The 15,056-nt window shown below is 59.2% G+C and carries 15 protein-coding genes; 11 read left to right on the top strand and 4 right to left on the bottom strand.

Annotated elements, in window-relative coordinates; translation table 11 throughout:
• Positions 1–6 precede the first annotated feature (6 nt).
• Positions 7–537: a hypothetical protein gene (locus HGP14_RS06290; protein ID WP_168829006.1), complete on the bottom strand. Its 531-nt coding sequence runs from the start codon at positions 535–537 to the stop codon at positions 7–9.
• A gap of 854 nt (positions 538–1,391) precedes the next feature.
• Between HGP14_RS06290 and HGP14_RS06295 the strand changes: the two genes are divergently transcribed.
• Positions 1,392–2,480, top strand: coding sequence for a porin (locus HGP14_RS06295; protein WP_168829007.1), 1,089 nt, complete (start codon positions 1,392–1,394; stop codon positions 2,478–2,480).
• Between the two features lie 91 nt (positions 2,481–2,571).
• Here HGP14_RS06295 and HGP14_RS06300 read toward each other — a convergent pair whose 3' ends face one another.
• Both HGP14_RS06300 and HGP14_RS06305 read right to left on the bottom strand, forming a co-directional pair.
• The gene (locus tag HGP14_RS06300; RefSeq protein WP_168829008.1) at positions 2,572–3,456 is read right to left on the bottom strand and encodes an alpha/beta fold hydrolase; all 885 of its coding nucleotides are present in this window, start codon (positions 3,454–3,456) and stop codon (positions 2,572–2,574) included.
• A gap of 59 nt (positions 3,457–3,515) precedes the next feature.
• Positions 3,516–5,588 carry a lytic transglycosylase domain-containing protein gene (locus HGP14_RS06305; RefSeq protein ID WP_168829009.1) on the bottom strand — a complete coding sequence of 691 codons (2,073 nt, stop codon included), beginning with the start codon at positions 5,586–5,588 and terminating at the stop codon, positions 3,516–3,518.
• Positions 5,589–5,802: 214 nt separating this feature from the next.
• Here HGP14_RS06305 and dapA point away from each other — a divergent pair, with 214 nt between their 5' ends.
• Together dapA and smpB are read left to right on the top strand one after the other, a co-directional pair.
• Positions 5,803–6,687 (top strand): 4-hydroxy-tetrahydrodipicolinate synthase, encoded by an 885-nt coding sequence (gene dapA / locus HGP14_RS06310; RefSeq protein ID WP_168829010.1) that lies wholly within the window; start codon positions 5,803–5,805, stop codon positions 6,685–6,687.
• 110 nt (positions 6,688–6,797) lie between these two features.
• Positions 6,798–7,277 (top strand): SsrA-binding protein SmpB, encoded by a 480-nt coding sequence (gene smpB, locus HGP14_RS06315; RefSeq protein WP_168829011.1) that lies wholly within the window; start codon positions 6,798–6,800, stop codon positions 7,275–7,277.
• 128 nt (positions 7,278–7,405) lie between these two features.
• Here the strand turns inward: smpB and HGP14_RS06320 are convergent, their stop codons facing one another.
• The gene (locus HGP14_RS06320; protein ID WP_168829012.1) at positions 7,406–7,987 is read right to left on the bottom strand and encodes an NYN domain-containing protein; all 582 of its coding nucleotides are present in this window, start codon (positions 7,985–7,987) and stop codon (positions 7,406–7,408) included.
• A 295-nt stretch (positions 7,988–8,282) separates the two neighbouring features.
• Here HGP14_RS06320 and rpoZ point away from each other — a divergent pair, with 295 nt between their 5' ends.
• From rpoZ to era, 8 genes are all read left to right on the top strand, one after another.
• Positions 8,283–8,687, top strand: coding sequence for a DNA-directed RNA polymerase subunit omega (rpoZ, locus tag HGP14_RS06325; protein ID WP_168829013.1), 405 nt, complete (start codon positions 8,283–8,285; stop codon positions 8,685–8,687).
• 120 nt (positions 8,688–8,807) lie between these two features.
• On the top strand, positions 8,808–11,024 hold the full coding sequence (locus HGP14_RS06330; RefSeq protein WP_168829014.1) for a bifunctional (p)ppGpp synthetase/guanosine-3',5'-bis(diphosphate) 3'-pyrophosphohydrolase: 2,217 nt from the start codon (positions 8,808–8,810) through the stop codon (positions 11,022–11,024).
• Between the two features lie 161 nt (positions 11,025–11,185).
• Positions 11,186–11,335 carry a DUF3563 family protein gene (locus HGP14_RS06335; RefSeq protein WP_168829015.1) on the top strand — a complete coding sequence of 50 codons (150 nt, stop codon included), beginning with the start codon at positions 11,186–11,188 and terminating at the stop codon, positions 11,333–11,335.
• A 139-nt stretch (positions 11,336–11,474) separates the two neighbouring features.
• Positions 11,475–12,059 carry a DUF2062 domain-containing protein gene (locus tag HGP14_RS06340; protein ID WP_168829016.1) on the top strand — a complete coding sequence of 195 codons (585 nt, stop codon included), beginning with the start codon at positions 11,475–11,477 and terminating at the stop codon, positions 12,057–12,059.
• Positions 12,056–12,460 (top strand): holo-ACP synthase, encoded by a 405-nt coding sequence (gene acpS, locus HGP14_RS06345; protein ID WP_168829017.1) that lies wholly within the window; start codon positions 12,056–12,058, stop codon positions 12,458–12,460. Before HGP14_RS06340 ends, acpS begins: the two co-directional genes overlap by 4 nt.
• Positions 12,461–12,571: 111 nt before the next feature.
• Complete coding sequence (lepB, locus tag HGP14_RS06350) at positions 12,572–13,315, top strand: signal peptidase I (RefSeq protein ID WP_168829018.1); 744 nt, start codon at positions 12,572–12,574, stop codon at positions 13,313–13,315.
• Positions 13,312–14,031 carry a ribonuclease III gene (gene rnc / locus HGP14_RS06355; RefSeq protein WP_168829019.1) on the top strand — a complete coding sequence of 240 codons (720 nt, stop codon included), beginning with the start codon at positions 13,312–13,314 and terminating at the stop codon, positions 14,029–14,031. Before lepB ends, rnc begins: the two co-directional genes overlap by 4 nt.
• 7 nt (positions 14,032–14,038) lie before the next feature.
• The gene (gene era / locus HGP14_RS06360; RefSeq protein WP_168829020.1) at positions 14,039–14,980 is read left to right on the top strand and encodes a GTPase Era; all 942 of its coding nucleotides are present in this window, start codon (positions 14,039–14,041) and stop codon (positions 14,978–14,980) included.
• Positions 14,981–15,056: the final 76 nt, after the last annotated feature.

Here is a 15,056-nt window from a genome sequence, read left to right on the forward strand (position 1 = left end):
GAAAGATCAGTTGGCGCCTTCCGCGAAGGCCTCAAGTTCCGAATCGAAATCGACCTGGACGACATTGTTGAAGACCGCCGTGGCGATCATGATGCCGGCGAAGGCGACGAGATCGACGAGCACCTTGGCGTCGTAGCGTTTCTTGAGCGCGGCCCAGATCTCGCCCGGCACGTTATTGGAATCGGCGACGATCGCCTCACCGAAACGTTTAAGCAGCGATTCGATCTCCGTCAGCTCCAGCGCATCCGGGTCGAAGCCGTTGGTGATCAGGGCGCGGCGGAAGAAGGTGACCGCAATCTTCGAGTTCAGCGTCTTCGAGATCGCATGCGAGAAGACCCAGATTTCCCGGTCGCTGATGGCGGGATTAAGCTCCGCCCTGAGCGTGAACCATTCGGCATAGATGCGATGCGCTTCCGGCGAATGCAGCAGCGTCCGCTTCATATTGGTCATGCGCCCGCGACGCCGCATCTCCTCGTCATGTGCTTTTCCAATTTCATCGGGGGCGGTCGCGTAATCGATCTGAGGGATATGGCTCATGACATCTGCTCTTCAAGAAGCTGCCAAGCTAGAAGCGAGCCTTTGATTTGTGCAGACTCTGTTGACCTAGCTTTCTGCGCTTCTGACGAAAAATATTCCATCACTCAGGAGTTCGGTGGGATTTCATTGACATGAGGTAGCGACGCCCCTCCGGCAACTTTGATACTGGCATTGCCCTGGCCATCATAGCCCAGACGGCAAATCGATAGCAGCGTTCTCGGAATTCTGGAGGAGTGGCCAGCGCTCCTCAAGCGGATCGCCGGGCGCTGTGTGAGACGAAACGCTATTCCGTGCACCAATATTTATGGCGGATACTTTGTTCGCCAACCAGAGAATCAGGTTGGCTTGCATCGCGGCATCAGCGCGGGCGTATTCTCGCATGCCGTGAGCCGAATCTATCTCCGCACGTGGACTCAGCCGAAGAGAATCGATCATCGCCCGCGAATCCGGCGGGCGCTGGCATCTGTTATGCTGGACTGCCTGGCACTGCCGCCGTTCATGAAAGTAGCCGAATCCGGCGGGAAATTGGTATCAATGCGGCACAAAACCGCCTTCATCATACTTATGTCGCCACGCTAAGCCCCTGCAAAATCGACGGTTATTAATAAAGCATAAAGAATTGCGACCGGTGCCTGCTAACTTTGTGGCCTTTCAGCAACAGGGGTCTGTGAAGGCTGATGCAAACAGCACAAACGAGCAAGTTGGTGATTGCGTGACGGGCGGGGTCTTGTATTTTCAACCTCGGAAGCGAGGGCGGTTGATCGTCCGACTTCTTGAAACATGGGGATGGGGCAGGGAACGCTGCTCAGGCGAAAAATCCCAGACCCGATCGAAACTTTGAATTGGAGGTCATAATGAACATCAAGAGCCTTCTTCTCGGCTCCGCTGCTGCTCTCGCAGTAGTTTCCGGTGCTCAGGCCGCTGACGCTATCGTCGCTGCTGAGCCGGAACCGGTTGAATACGTTCGCGTCTGCGACGCTTACGGCACCGGCTACTTCTACATCCCGGGCACGGAAACCTGCCTGAAGATCCAGGGCTACATCCGCTTCCAGGTTGACTGGTCTGCTGGTGATCTCGCTGACAACCTTGGTGGTGAAGACTGGTCTGCTCGTACCCGCGGTCAGGTCGCTTTCACGGCTAAGAGCGACACCGAATACGGTCCGCTGACTGGCGTTATCGTTTACCAGGCGAACTTCCGCCCGAACGGCCCGGCCAACAGCCAGGATATTGAAAACGAGACGATCATCGATGAAGCCTACATGGACATCGCCGGCTTCCGCGTTGGTAAGTTCGTCAACTGGTGGGATAACGACTTCTCCGGTGAAACGGAAGTTATCAACAACAACACCAACTTCAACGCGATCCGTTATCAGTACGACTCCGGCGACTTCTACGCTGGTATCGCTGTTGAAGAGCTGACGACCGAGGGCTTCGAGACGCGTATCGTCGACGGTGTGCCTGTTCTGGCTCCGATTGACGGCGGTAACAACATCGGTATCGACGGTGCTATCGGTGGCAAGTTCGGTGCGATCAGCGCAGAACTCCTGGTTGGCTACGACGTCGATCGCGAAGCAGTTGCTGTTCGCACGGTCTTCTACGCTGACATCGGTCCTGGCACCCTCGGCCTTGCAGGCGTTTATGCCGACAAGCCGAGCGACTACTACGACAACGGCGAGTGGGCAATCGCTGCTCAGTACGCCGTCAAGGCAACTGACAAGTTCACCATCACCCCGGCTGTCCAGTACACCGACAACATCGACACCGATACCGATGGCGACTTCGACAGCGGTAGCCAGTGGCGCGCTGGTGTGACGCTCGACTACGAGATCGTCGAAAACCTGTCGACGAAGGTCACCGTCAACTACATCAGCAACGACCATGACAATGGCGTTGAAGACGATGATGGCGTTACCGGCTTCTTCCGCCTGCAGCGTTCGTTCTAATCTGATCTGACTTCGGTCAAATCGGAAAGCCCGGCTTTCGAGCCGGGCTTTTTTTGTCTGTGCAGTTCTCAGCCTGGCAGGCTTTCCCCAGTCAAAGGAGAAAGCTGCTGATTTCTGTTGCCACGTTATCAAGATGCAGCAGCGGCGCATGCCCCTGGTTTCTCGCCGTGATCAGCCGTGCTGCCAGATGCCGCCGGACCATCTCTTCGGCCGTTGCTTGCGATAGCAATTTCGAGTTCTCGCCGCGGATGACCAAGAGCGGTGCATGCGACATTGCATCAAATTGCTTCCAAAGGTCCGGCAGCGGCTTGCTAAGGTCCGTAGCCACCATTGCCTCGGCAATCGCCGGATCGAAGTCCGCAGCCAGTCGGCCAGCCACTTCGCGATAGATGGCATGGGCCATGCCGCGCCAATCTTCGGCGGCAAGAGTTGGAAACTCCGCCTCGTGCAGATCGCGAAGCAGTCCGGCGGCGTCGTCCCAGTCGCGCGGTGTCCGCGAAGTTGCAAGATAGCTTTGAATATGCCGAAGCCCTTCCGGCTCGAGTACGGGACCGACATCGTTGAGGACAACGGCTGCCAGGAGCTCCGGCTTCATCTCGGCAATCAGATGAAGAATGAGGCCGCCGCGCGAAGTGCCGATGAAGGCGGCGCCGGTAATCCTGAACGCGGAGCAGGCGGCAAGCACGTCGTCTGCCTCGACCGCAAGAGTGTAGTTCTGCTTGTTGTCGTCCCAGTCAGATCGACCGCGGCCTCGAGAATCGAGTGTAATGACGCGCCTCGGATGCAAAGGGTGCTGCGACAGGATGAGCGCAAGGTCGTGGAAGTCGCGTGAATTGCGCGTGAGACCCGACAGGCAGATGACCGGAGGAGAGTTCTCCGCAGCGCCGGTTCCGCGGTAGTCTCGCGCGTAAAGCCTCAGCCCATCGGACGAGCGATAGAATCTCTCTCGAAATCCGCTGTTGTCGTCTGGATGCATCGCGACCTCCCGGCAGTTGCGCCGGGAAATCTACTGAGTGTCGCAGCCATTGCAACCGGCTACGACGACCGCCCGCCGATCAGGTCGCGTTCAATGTCCGGGGTTTGTCCCAGCCGCGCCTTATAGACTTCATAGTTCTCCATCACGCGCTGAACGTAATTGCGCGTTTCGGGGAAGGGGATGCGCTCGATCCAGTCGATGATCTCGTCGATGGACTTGCCGCGCGGGTCGCCATAGCGGCCGATCCATTCCGGCACGCGCTTCGGCCCGGCGTTGTAGGCGATGAAGGTCAGGATATAGGAACCACCGAAGGCGTCGATCTGCTCGCCGAGATAGTGCGCGCCGAGCGTGGCGTTGTAGCCGGCATCCGCCGTCAGCTTGTCCTTCGAATAGGCGATGTTGTGGCGCTTGGCCACGGCTTTGGCAGTTCCGGGCAGCAACTGCAGGAGGCCGCGGGCGTCGGCGGCCGAAACAGCGGCGGGATTGAAGGCGCTCTCCTGGCGGGCGATCGCATAGGCAAGCGCCTTGCCGGAGCCGGAGATATTCGCGTTCGGAGGGATGACGCCGACCGGAAAGGCGAGGGCGGCGACATCGATGCCCCGCGAGTAGGCGATCTTGCCGACTTGCAGCGAAAGGTGATGGTCGCCGGAACGTTCCGCCTGTGCCGAGAGGATTGCCAGTTCTCCGGGGCTTTGAAGCTGGTCAGCCAGCGCCAGGTAAAGGCTTGCGGCGCGCCAGCCATGCCCTGCGGCTTCCAGACGCGAAATCGCCTGCACGGCTTCGCGGGACTGGAAGCGTTGCCGGTCCTCTTCGCTCGGCGACGGATAGGAGACGTTGAGCGTCTTGCGCCCCAGCTGTTCGGCCGCCAACTGGCCGTAAAAGGTGCTCGGGAAGCTTGCTGCCTTTGCATAGAACTCACTGGACTTGCCCTGGCCGCCAGCTTGCGCGGCACGGCCTAACCAGTACCAAGCCCTCGAGGCGGAGATCGGACCGCTCGAGACCTGAAGAATCTTGTGAAAATGTGTCTCGGCGGTAGCGGGATCCTGCAGTCCCCGCAGGGCGTACCAGCCGGCGTGGAATTCGGCTTCAACGACGTCCGCCGGTCGTGTGGCGACGTGATTGGCCACAACGCGGTAGGCGGCCTTGAACTGGCCCTGGTCGACAAGGCCGCGGCTGACGATGCGTTGCTCGTTCCACCATTCGCCGGAATTCACGAGTTCGTCGCGCTTGGAAGGCATTTCCGCCAGAAGCTTGGCCGCCTCGGCATATTTATCCTGTTTGCGCAGATATTCGATTCGCGCGAACAGATAACCCGGATCATTGGACCATTTTCCATCGACGGCGTTGAGAAGCGCACCAGCATTCGAAGCGCTGGCGGCGACGGCCGACCAGGCCTTGTAGAGCGATTGCGCCTGTCCCGCGTCGCCGAAGCGCTTTGCCTGTGCCGTCCGGCCGCGATACATGAGGTAGTCCATGCGGGCTTTGTGGTCGGCTGTGCCAAGCAGCCCGGAGAACTCCGCCAGGATCTTGTCTTCGGTCGCCTTGTCCAGCGCTTCGCTGCGCCAGACTTTGCGAATATATCCTGCCGCTTGCGTCTGTCTCCCGGCCGAGACCAGTGCTCGCGAGAGAATAATCGCGCCGGCGGTCGTTTCCGGTGCAGTGTTACCGAAAGCGGCGAGAACCGCCGCCGGGTCAGGATTTTCATCGTAGAGCGCGCGCTCGGAATAGGCGCGCAGCCTGGAGAGCCCCGGCCAGCCCTTGAGTTCCTGTGCCGCCCCGGCGATCGCGTACGACGGAACGCCCTTCGCGCCGGACGTGGCGATTGCCCAGGTCAGGATATGCCGGTCAAGCGTGCCGTTGCCCATCGCGTTGCGGATCGCGATTGCCTGCTGAGGGTTCTTGTTGGATAGAGCGTCCAATCCGGCCTTCAGGTTGCCGCTGACCGGCGCAACGGTCGTGCTGCGCGGAATGGCGCCGGTCATGATCGATTCCGGCGCAGAGGTTTGCGGCACGAAGCCGATCGGCTTAACGTCGGGTACTGGTACACCCGCGTCTGGAAGCGGCGATGCGATGCTGCTCCACGCAGCGGCCGTAACGCCGAGGGCGGAGAGAATCAGGACAGCTCTTTTCATCCGGAGACTCGCAAGAAAAATATGCCCTAACTCTCGCAAGAGGCTGCTTAAGGAAACCTTACCGAAGCCGGTAAAATTCGTTCACATTTGGTATCGGAATTTGCCCTAAATGGATCCCTGCGCGCTTGTCGCGGCGGTTTCGCCGCTTTATGGTGCGCAACCCATATTCGAGGAATGCGGCCGAGGCGTCAATACCGGCCGTGAGGAGCTGTGCATGTTCAAGGGATCCATTCCCGCTCTCGTTACCCCCTTCACTGATGCCGGACAGGTGGATGAAGCTGCTTTCGCCGCGCATGTCGACTGGCAGATCAAGGAAGGCAGCAGTGGTCTCGTTCCGGTCGGGACGACAGGCGAGTCTCCGACGCTGTCGCATGCAGAGCACAAACGCGTCGTGGAACTTTGCATCGAAGCCTCCGCAAAGCGGGTCCCCGTTATGGCCGGTGCCGGATCGAACAATACGCGCGAGGCTATCGAGCTTGCCCAGCATGCCGAAAAGGCTGGCGCCGATGCCGTGCTTGTCGTCACACCTTATTATAATAAGCCCACGCAAAAGGGCCTGATCGCGCATTTCTCGGCCATCGCCGAGGCGGTCAAGCTGCCGATCTACATCTACAACATCCCCGGCCGTTCGGTGATCGATATGACACCGGAAACGATGGGCGCGCTCGCCAAGGCGCATTCGAATATTGTCGGCGTCAAGGATGCCACCGGCAAGATTGAACGCGTGTCGGAACAGCGCATCGCCTGCGGCAAGGATTTCCGCCAGCTCTCGGGCGAAGATGCAACAGCGCTCGGCTTCAATGCCCATGGTGGCGTCGGCTGCGTCTCGGTAACGGCGAATGTCGCGCCGCGGCTCTGCGCCGAGTTCCAGGCCGCAACGCTTGCGGGGGATTACAAGAAGGCGCTGGAATACCAGGACCGTCTCATGCCGCTGCACAAGGCAATTTTCATGGAGCCGGGCGTCTGCGGCGCAAAATACGGTCTCTCGAAACTCGAACACATGAGCCGTACCGTACGCTCACCGCTGATCTCGGCGCTGGAACCGTCCACGGAAGCGGCAATCGATGCCGCTATGCGTCACGCCGGCGTTCTGAACTGACCCGAAGCGGAAGGCGGCTGCGTCGCCTTCACAAGTTTCGGCTGTTCCCCTAGATAAGGACGAGAGAAGGGGCGCGGTCTTGCGCGCCCGTAGCCGAATTGGAATTAGTCATGGCCCCCAAAGGCAGCCAGCGCGTCGTAAAGAAGGTTGTGGCCGAAAACCGCAAGGCCCGCTTCAACTACGAAATCATCGATACTTATGAGGCCGGGCTCGTTCTGAAGGGCACCGAGGTCAAGTCGCTGCGCGAAGGCAAGGCCAATATCGCGGAATCCTACGCATCGGATGAAGATGGCGAGATCTGGCTGATCAACTCCTACCTGCCGGAATACCTGCAGGCGAACCGCTTCAATCACGAGCCGCGCCGCCGCCGCAAGCTCCTGCTTTCGAGCCGCGAGATCAACAGGCTGCGCGCAGGCATCAACCGTGAAGGCATGACGCTGATCCCGTTGAAAATTTATTTCAACGACCGCGGCCGGGCGAAGATGGAACTGGCCCTGGCGAAGGGCAAGAAGCTGCACGACAAGCGCGAGTCCGAGAAGGAACGCGATTGGAATCGCCAGAAGAGCCGCCTGCTGAAGGGCAACGGCTGACCGCAGCAACGGCCGAAGGTCGCGCCCTGCACTTTGGCGGCACCAACTGCCGAAGATACGGGTAAGCTGGCGCCCTGGAATGGCTGGCGCCAACCTAATCCAGTGCTTTCACAGCGTTCGGTTGGGGATTATCCCTCGAAGTCGGTCACGGGCGCGACCTCGACAGGCTTTTGCGGGCGCTCGGACGGGTCGCGGCCGATCTCGCTCTTCAGGGACAGCAGGTCGATGAAGTGATCCGCCTGACGGCGCAGGTCGTCGGCGATCATTGGCGGTTGCGTTGCCATCGTGGAGATGATCGACACCTTGCGGCCCCTGCGCTGAAGCGCTTCGACCAGCGTCGTAAAATCACCGTCACCGGAGAAGATCACGAGATGGTCGACGGTCTCCGATTGCTCCATCGCGTCGATCGCCAGCTCGATATCCATGTTGCCCTTGATCTTCCGGCGGCCCATAGAGTCGGTGAACTCCTTGGCGGGCTTCGTAACGACCTTGTAGCCGTTGTAATCCAGCCAGTCGATCAGCGGGCGGATGGAGGAATATTCCTGATCTTCGATCAGTGCGGTGTAGTAATAAGCACGCAGCAAATATCCGCGCTTCTGAAATGCCTTCAGAAGCTTGCGATAGTCGATATCGAAGCCGAGGCTCTTGGATGCAGCGTATAGGTTGGCGCCGTCAATGAAGAGTGCAATTTTTTCGCGTGGGTCGAACATCGCATCCCAATCCAATTAGAGTAATCCAAATTTGATCCGCCAAACGTCGCTTAAAAACAATGGCTTAATCTGACGACTGAGAATAATTCTTAATTTATGAATTATTCATATAAAAAAAGATTTAGGGCACGATTCGGCATATTCCAAGCAACTACTGGTGGAATTGCTGAATTACCGCTGAAATTTTTAGCGGGATGCCGTACAGAAGACTGGTGGTGCACGAAAAACTTGAATTCGCCGGCTTTTGGCTGTATCGCCGTGCCAATCCAGAAATCACGACCGTAAAGGACAGGCAATGGCCCGTGTCACAGTAGAAGATTGCATCGACAAAGTTGAGAACCGATTCGAGCTGGTTCTGCTTGCCAGCCACCGCGCCCGGCTGATTTCCCAGGGTGCCTCGATCACCATCGATCGCGACAACGACAAGAACCCCGTCGTGGCGCTGCGCGAAATCGCCGACGAAACGCTTTCGCCGGACGATCTGAAGGAAGACCTGATCCACTCGCTGCAGAAGCATGTCGAGATCGACGAGCCCGAGCCCGATCCGGCAAGCCTCATTGCCGCTGGCGGTGTTGCTGCTGCGGAAGGCGAGGAGCAGGACGATCAGCCGGAGACGATCACTTTCGATCAGATGTCGGAAGAAGAGCTTCTTGCCGGCATCGAAGGCCTCGTGCCGCCGGAAAAGAGCGACGACTACTAAGAAGGCGAGCGACGATTACCAATCGTCAATCTTGCGCCTTTATTGCTAAGGCATATTATTGCCATTGTGTGCGCCAATCGGTGATTGGCGCGCTTTTGTTTTTATTGGAGTAGTCCGGGGATGATGCGGCAGTACGAGCTCGTGGAGCGGGTGCAGAAATACAAGCCCGATGCCAATGAAGCTCTGCTGAACAAAGCCTACGTCTATGCCATGCAGAAGCATGGGCAGCAGAAGCGTGCCAGCGGCGATCCCTATATCTCCCATCCGCTCGAAGTCGCCGCGATCCTGACGGACATGCATCTTGACGAGTCGACCATCGCCGTCGCCTTGCTGCACGATACGATTGAGGACACGACGGCGACGCGCGCCGAGATCGATGAGCTCTTCGGAGAGGATATCGGCCGGCTGGTCGAGGGCCTGACGAAGATCAAGAAGCTCGATCTCGTCACCAAGAAGGCGAAGCAGGCGGAGAATCTGCGCAAGCTCTTGCTTGCGATTTCCGATGACGTCCGCGTGCTCCTCGTCAAGCTCGCCGACCGCCTGCACAACATGCGCACGCTCGACCATATGTCGGCGGACAAGCGTGCCCGCATTTCCGAAGAGACGATGGATATCTATGCGCCGCTCGCCGGCCGCATGGGTATGCAGGACATGCGCGATGAGCTGGAAGAGCTGTCCTTCCGCCACATCAATCCGGAGGCCTACGAAACCGTCACCAAGCGGCTGGAGGAACTCTCCAAACGCAACGAGGGCCTGGTCAAGAAGATTGAAACCGAACTGCGCGATCTGCTCGTCGCAAACGGCCTGACAAATCCGCGTGTCAAGGGACGGCAGAAGAAACCCTACTCGGTCTTTCGCAAGATGCAGTCGAAGTCGCTGTCCTTCGAACAGCTCTCGGACGTGTATGGCTTCCGCATCATCGTCGAGGATGTCCCGGCCTGCTATCGCGCGCTCGGGATCGTCCATACCCGCTGGCGCGTCGTACCTGGCCGCTTCAAGGACTATATCTCGACGCCGAAGCAGAACGACTACCGCTCGCTGCACACGACCATCATCGGCCCGTCCAGCCAGCGTATCGAGCTGCAGATCCGCACGAAACGCATGCATGAGATCGCCGAATATGGTATCGCCGCGCATGCGCTCTACAAGGATGGTGCAACGACGCCCGATGGCGATATTCTTTCGCGGGAATCGAGCGCCTATTCCTGGCTGCGGCATACGATCGAGGCGCTGGCCGAAGGCGACAGCCCCGAAGAATTTCTCGAGCACACCAAGCTCGAGCTCTTTCAGGATCAGGTCTTCTGCTTCACGCCGAAAGGCAAGCTGATTGCTCTGCCCCGCGGCGCGACGCCAATCGATTTCGCCTATGCCGTTCACACCAATATCGGCGATACCACGGTCGGCGCCAAGATCAACGGCCGCATCATGCCGCTCGTCACGCGCCTCAACAACGGGGACGAAGTCGAGATCATCCGCTCAGGCGTACAGGTGCCACCGGCCGCATGGGAAGAGATCGTCGTCACCGGCAAGGCGCGGGCCGCCATCCGCCGCGCCACACGCATGGCGATCCGCAAGCAATATGCTGGTCTCGGCCACCGCATTCTGGAGCGCACTTTCGACCGGGCGGGCAAGATATTCTCCCGCGACGCTATGAAGCCGGCGCTGCACCGCCTCGGCCAGAAGGACGTCGAAGATGCGATCGCGGCTGTCGGCCGGGGCGAGATGTCCTCGCTGGATGTCCTGCGCGCCGTTTATCCCGATCATCAGGACGAGCGCATTACCGTCAAACCGGTTGGCGACGAGGGCTGGTTCAATGTCCGCAGCGCTTCGGGCATGATCTTCAAGGTGCCTGATAAAAAAGGGGAGGCGCACGGCGGGACCACGATCGATATGGGCCCGATCCGTGGCATATCCAGCAATATCGCCGTGCAGTTCGCGCCGGCGGGCGCCGTGCCTGGCGATCGTATCGTCGGCATCATGGAGAAGGAGAAGGGTATCACCATTTACCCGATCCAGTCGTCCGCACTGCAGCGTTTCGATGATCAGCCCGATCGCTGGATCGATGTGCGGTGGGATCTGGACGAGGCCAACAAGTCTCGCTTCATGGCACGTGTGCTGGTCAATGCGCTGAACGAGCCGGGCACGCTGGCCAAGGTCGCGCAGACCGTTGCCGGTCTCGATGTGAACATCCGGTCGCTGAACACGGTGCGGGTCGCCGCAGATTTCACTGAAATGGCTGTCGATGTCGAAGTATGGGATCTCCGCCAGCTCAATCAGCTGCTTGCGCAACTGAAGGATCTGGACTGCATTGCGACAGTTCGCCGCCTCTACGACTAAGTGTTTGCACATTTTGTGATCATGTCGCGACCGCATCTGCACGACGGAAAGGCGATGTATGCGCTGAATGCATGGCTGTACGTATTTTAGCGCGTTGGTAATTGTGCACTGCAGCACCTATCTTCTGGTCATCAGAGAATGAACGAAGAAAGACCAAAGCAATGTTTGCTCCCATCAAGAAAATCGCCCGCGCCCTCCGCGTCCCGAGCGTCCATGAACGCGAAATCGCATACCTCAACGCCTCGCATGACCGGATCGATCTCGAATACCGTCAGCGCCAGGTTGACCGGGGCCTGTTCCGTAGCCGCTAATCGCGGGCCTGTGCTTCCAAAACTGCGGGAGGGCGCCATGCATGATGTGCGCCCATTCGTGAAGAGCTTTGACGGCTGAACGGCGCCTGTCAATTCGTCGCTCTTGTCATGACGGCATGTGCTGCACTAAATAACCGCCATGCTGTTTCGCCGAAGAAAACCAGCCGGATTGCGTGAAAAGATGCGGGAGCTGCTATGGCCCCGCAAGGGGTTCTTGCGCCCGGCTCGCTATCTGGCGATGCGTGTTTTGCGCTTGACGGCGTCGCCGCACGGCGTTGCCATGGGTGTTGCCGCGGGGATTTTCGTGTCCTGGACCCCGTTTATCGGCGTCCATTTCGTCATGGCATTCGTGCTCAGCTATTTCTTCTCGGGCAACATGGTCGCCGCCGCACTTGGTTGCGCAGCCTTCGGCAATCCGCTGACCTATCCGTTCATCTGGGGCGCAACGTGGGAGATCGGTCACTTGCTGCTCGCGCGGCGGGATACAATGCATGGCCAGTCGATCGACCTCGGCGCCCTGTTCCACGAATTGCATTTCACCGAACTCTGGCGTCCGGTTCTCGAGCCGATGCTTGTCGGGTCCCTTCCGCCTGCGTTGCTGACGTCCGTCATTGTGTATTTCGGAACCTTCTACGCGGTCAAAGGCTTTCAGTCGCGCCGCCGAGAACGCTTGATGGAGCGTGCCCGAGTGCGGCTGTCACACCCAGCGCAGGAAAGCGTATGATCATCGGTATAGGCAGCGATCTCATCGACATCCGGCGCGTCGAGAAATCCCTCGAACGCTTCGGCGAGCGCTTTACCAATCGCTGCTTCACCGACATTGAACGGGCGAAGTCTGACCGGCGTGCCAATCGGGCTGCCTCCTACGCCAAACGCTTTGCTGCCAAGGAGGCGTGTTCCAAGGCGCTCGGTACCGGCATGGCGCAAGGCGTGTTCTGGAAGGATCTGGGCGTCGTCAATCTGCCGAGCGGCAAGCCGACCATACAACTGACCGGGGGTGCTGCCGTCGTGCTTCAATCCATGCTGCCTGCCGGGCACAAGGCGGTGGTTCACTTGACGATAACGGATGACTATCCGCTCGCTCAGGCATTTGTGATCATAGAAGCCCTGCCAGAAGGCGCGTAAGGGGCGGCGTCTCGTCGCTTTTAATGTTCGTGCCATTGCCGCCACCGGCCGAAGTCGCTAGAGAGAAGCAACAGGAATGCGCCCGCGGGGGCAGTGAAGGAACAAGTCTGCGTGTCCGAAAAAGCCGATACCAAGCCGAACGCCCTTTGGGAAAATATTAAAGTCATTATTCAGGCACTGTTGCTGGCAATGGTGATCCGGACGGTCTTTTTCCAGCCGTTCACTATTCCCTCCGGCTCGATGATGCCGACCCTGCTTGTCGGCGACTACATCTTCGTCAACAAGTTCGCTTACGGGTATTCCAAATACTCGCTGCCTTTCTCGCCGAACCTTTTCAGCGGCCGCATCTTCGGCAGCGAGCCTGCGCGCGGCGATATCGTCGTGTTCCGCTTCCCGCCGAACCCGGACATCGATTACATCAAGCGCCTCGTTGGCCTGCCGGGGGACCATATTCAGGTGAAGGAAGGCGTGCTCTACGTCAACGGCAAGCCTGTTCCAAAGGTGCCGGACGGCGCCTTCACCTCCGATTACAAGCTCGATCCGGGTGAGGACGTACCGGTATTCCGCGAAACGATGGACGACGGTAAGACCTATGACACGCTGGACCAGTCGCCGGTTTCCCGCGGCGACAACACCCAGGAATTCGTCGTGCCGGAAGGCCATTATTTCATGATGGGCGACAACCGTGACAACTCCCTCGACAGCCGTTTTGATGTCGGCTTCGTTCCGGCGGAAAACCTCGTCGGCCGCGCCAGCATCATCTTCTTCTCCCTCGGAAACGACACCTCCTTCCGCGAAATCTGGAAATGGCCGGCCAACATGCGGTGGGATCGTCTCTTCAAGGTTGTTGAATGAGTAAAGCGCAGACGCTCTCGGCGGCGGACCGGATAAAGCTTGAAGCTTTGATCGGCCATCAGTTCGCCGAAAAGGAGCGCCTGGATCGCGCGTTGACGCATGCCAGCGCCCGCTCGCAGAAGGCCGGTAATTACGAACGTCTGGAATTCCTCGGTGATAGGGTGCTTGGCCTTTGTGTCGCCGAGCTGCTTTTCCGGACGTTCAAGACGGCCGCGGAGGGTGAGCTGTCGGTGCGCCTCAACCAGCTGGTCAGCGCCGAGACCTGCGCGGTCGTGGCGGATGAACTGGGCCTGCACCTCTTCATCCGAACAGGCGCGGACGTAAAGAAGCTCACCGGCAAGCGCATGCTGAACGTGCGCGCCGATGTTGTCGAAAGCCTGATTGCAGCGCTCTATCTGGACGGCGGCCTGGAAGTCGCTCGCGGCTTCATCCTTAAATACTGGGAGAAGCGGGCAGTACGCGCCGACGGTGCAAAACGGGACGCCAAGACCGAGCTGCAGGAATGGTCACACGCGAAATTCGGCGTTACGCCGCAATATCGGGTTGAAGAACGCACCGGGCCGGATCATGATCCGCGCTTCACGGTGACGGTGGAAGTCGCCGGCGTTCAGCCGGAAACGGGCGTCGAGCGCTCGAAGCGTGCGGCCGAGCAGGTCGCCGCGACGAAGATGCTGGAACGCGAAGGCATTTGGCAGAAATCCTCTGCCGGAAATTGACGGGACAATGACCGAAGAAAACGATATGGCGCATGATGTCGCCGCTGAACCCAATGGCGAAACGCATTCAGGCTTCGTGGCCCTGATCGGCCCGACCAATGCCGGCAAATCGACGCTGGTGAACCGCTTCGTCGGCGCCAAGGTATCGATCGTCAGCCATAAGGTGCAGACGACCCGCGCCATCGTGCGCGGCATCGCGATCCACAACAATGCGCAGATCGTTTTCATGGATACGCCCGGCATCTTCAAGCCGCGCCGCAGGCTTGACCGCGCCATGGTCACCTCGGCCTGGGGCGGCGCCAAGGATGCCGATCTCATCATGCTGCTGATCGACAGCGAGCGTGGCCTGCGTGGCGACGCGGAGGCGATCCTGGAAGGTCTCAAGGATGTGCCGCAGGCGAAGATTCTCGTGCTCAACAAGATCGACCGCGTGAAGCGCGAAGACCTTTTGGCGCTCGCCAGCGCCGCGAACGAGAAGATCGCCTTCGACCGGACCTTCATGATCTCCGCGGAGAACGGCTCCGGCTGCGGCGATGTCATGGACTATCTGTCGAAGACCTTGCCGGAAGGTCCGTGGTACTATCCGGAAGATCAGATTTCCGATCTGCCGATGCGCCAGCTTGCCGCCGAAATCACCCGCGAGAAGCTTTTCCTGCGCCTGCATCAGGAGCTTCCCTATTCCTCCCACGTCGAAACGGAAAAATGGGAAGAGCGGAAGGACGGCTCGGTTCGCATCGAGCAGGTGATCTATGTCGAGCGCGACAGCCAGAAGAAGATCACGCTTGGCAAGGGCGGCGAAACGATCAAGGCGATCTCCTCGGCGTCCCGCAAGGAGCTCTCCGAAATCCTCGAGCAGCCCGTGCATCTCTTCCTCTTCGTCAAGGTTCGCGAAAACTGGGGCGATGATCCCGAGCGCTTCCGCGAGATGGGGCTCGACTTTCCGCACTGACGGACGGCAACATTTTTGCTGGTTGGAAGCCAGCGCTTTGTTTCCAAACCAAAAAATTCCGCCGTTGGCGGAACAA

The sequence above is a fragment of the Rhizobium sp. P32RR-XVIII genome (assembly GCF_012641395.1).
GTDB lineage: Bacteria > Pseudomonadota > Alphaproteobacteria > Rhizobiales > Rhizobiaceae > Rhizobium.

What these genes read in the sequence shown, in the direction of transcription:
- HGP14_RS06290 (WP_168829006.1), bottom strand. Translation starts at nt 537, where the DNA reads ATGAGCCATATCCCTCAGATCGATTACGCGACCGCCCCCGATGAAATT.
- HGP14_RS06295 (WP_168829007.1), top strand. Translation starts at nt 1,392, where the DNA reads ATGAACATCAAGAGCCTTCTTCTCGGCTCCGCTGCTGCTCTCGCAGTA.
- HGP14_RS06300 (WP_168829008.1), bottom strand. Translation starts at nt 3,456, where the DNA reads ATGCATCCAGACGACAACAGCGGATTTCGAGAGAGATTCTATCGCTCG.
- HGP14_RS06305 (WP_168829009.1), bottom strand. Translation starts at nt 5,588, where the DNA reads ATGAAAAGAGCTGTCCTGATTCTCTCCGCCCTCGGCGTTACGGCCGCT.
- dapA (WP_168829010.1), top strand. Translation starts at nt 5,803, where the DNA reads ATGTTCAAGGGATCCATTCCCGCTCTCGTTACCCCCTTCACTGATGCC.
- smpB (WP_168829011.1), top strand. Translation starts at nt 6,798, where the DNA reads ATGGCCCCCAAAGGCAGCCAGCGCGTCGTAAAGAAGGTTGTGGCCGAA.
- HGP14_RS06320 (WP_168829012.1), bottom strand. Translation starts at nt 7,987, where the DNA reads ATGTTCGACCCACGCGAAAAAATTGCACTCTTCATTGACGGCGCCAAC.
- rpoZ (WP_168829013.1), top strand. Translation starts at nt 8,283, where the DNA reads ATGGCCCGTGTCACAGTAGAAGATTGCATCGACAAAGTTGAGAACCGA.
- HGP14_RS06330 (WP_168829014.1), top strand. Translation starts at nt 8,808, where the DNA reads ATGATGCGGCAGTACGAGCTCGTGGAGCGGGTGCAGAAATACAAGCCC.
- HGP14_RS06335 (WP_168829015.1), top strand. Translation starts at nt 11,186, where the DNA reads ATGTTTGCTCCCATCAAGAAAATCGCCCGCGCCCTCCGCGTCCCGAGC.
- HGP14_RS06340 (WP_168829016.1), top strand. Translation starts at nt 11,475, where the DNA reads ATGCTGTTTCGCCGAAGAAAACCAGCCGGATTGCGTGAAAAGATGCGG.
- acpS (WP_168829017.1), top strand. Translation starts at nt 12,056, where the DNA reads ATGATCATCGGTATAGGCAGCGATCTCATCGACATCCGGCGCGTCGAG.
- rnc (WP_168829019.1), top strand. Translation starts at nt 13,312, where the DNA reads ATGAGTAAAGCGCAGACGCTCTCGGCGGCGGACCGGATAAAGCTTGAA.
- era (WP_168829020.1), top strand. Translation starts at nt 14,039, where the DNA reads ATGACCGAAGAAAACGATATGGCGCATGATGTCGCCGCTGAACCCAAT.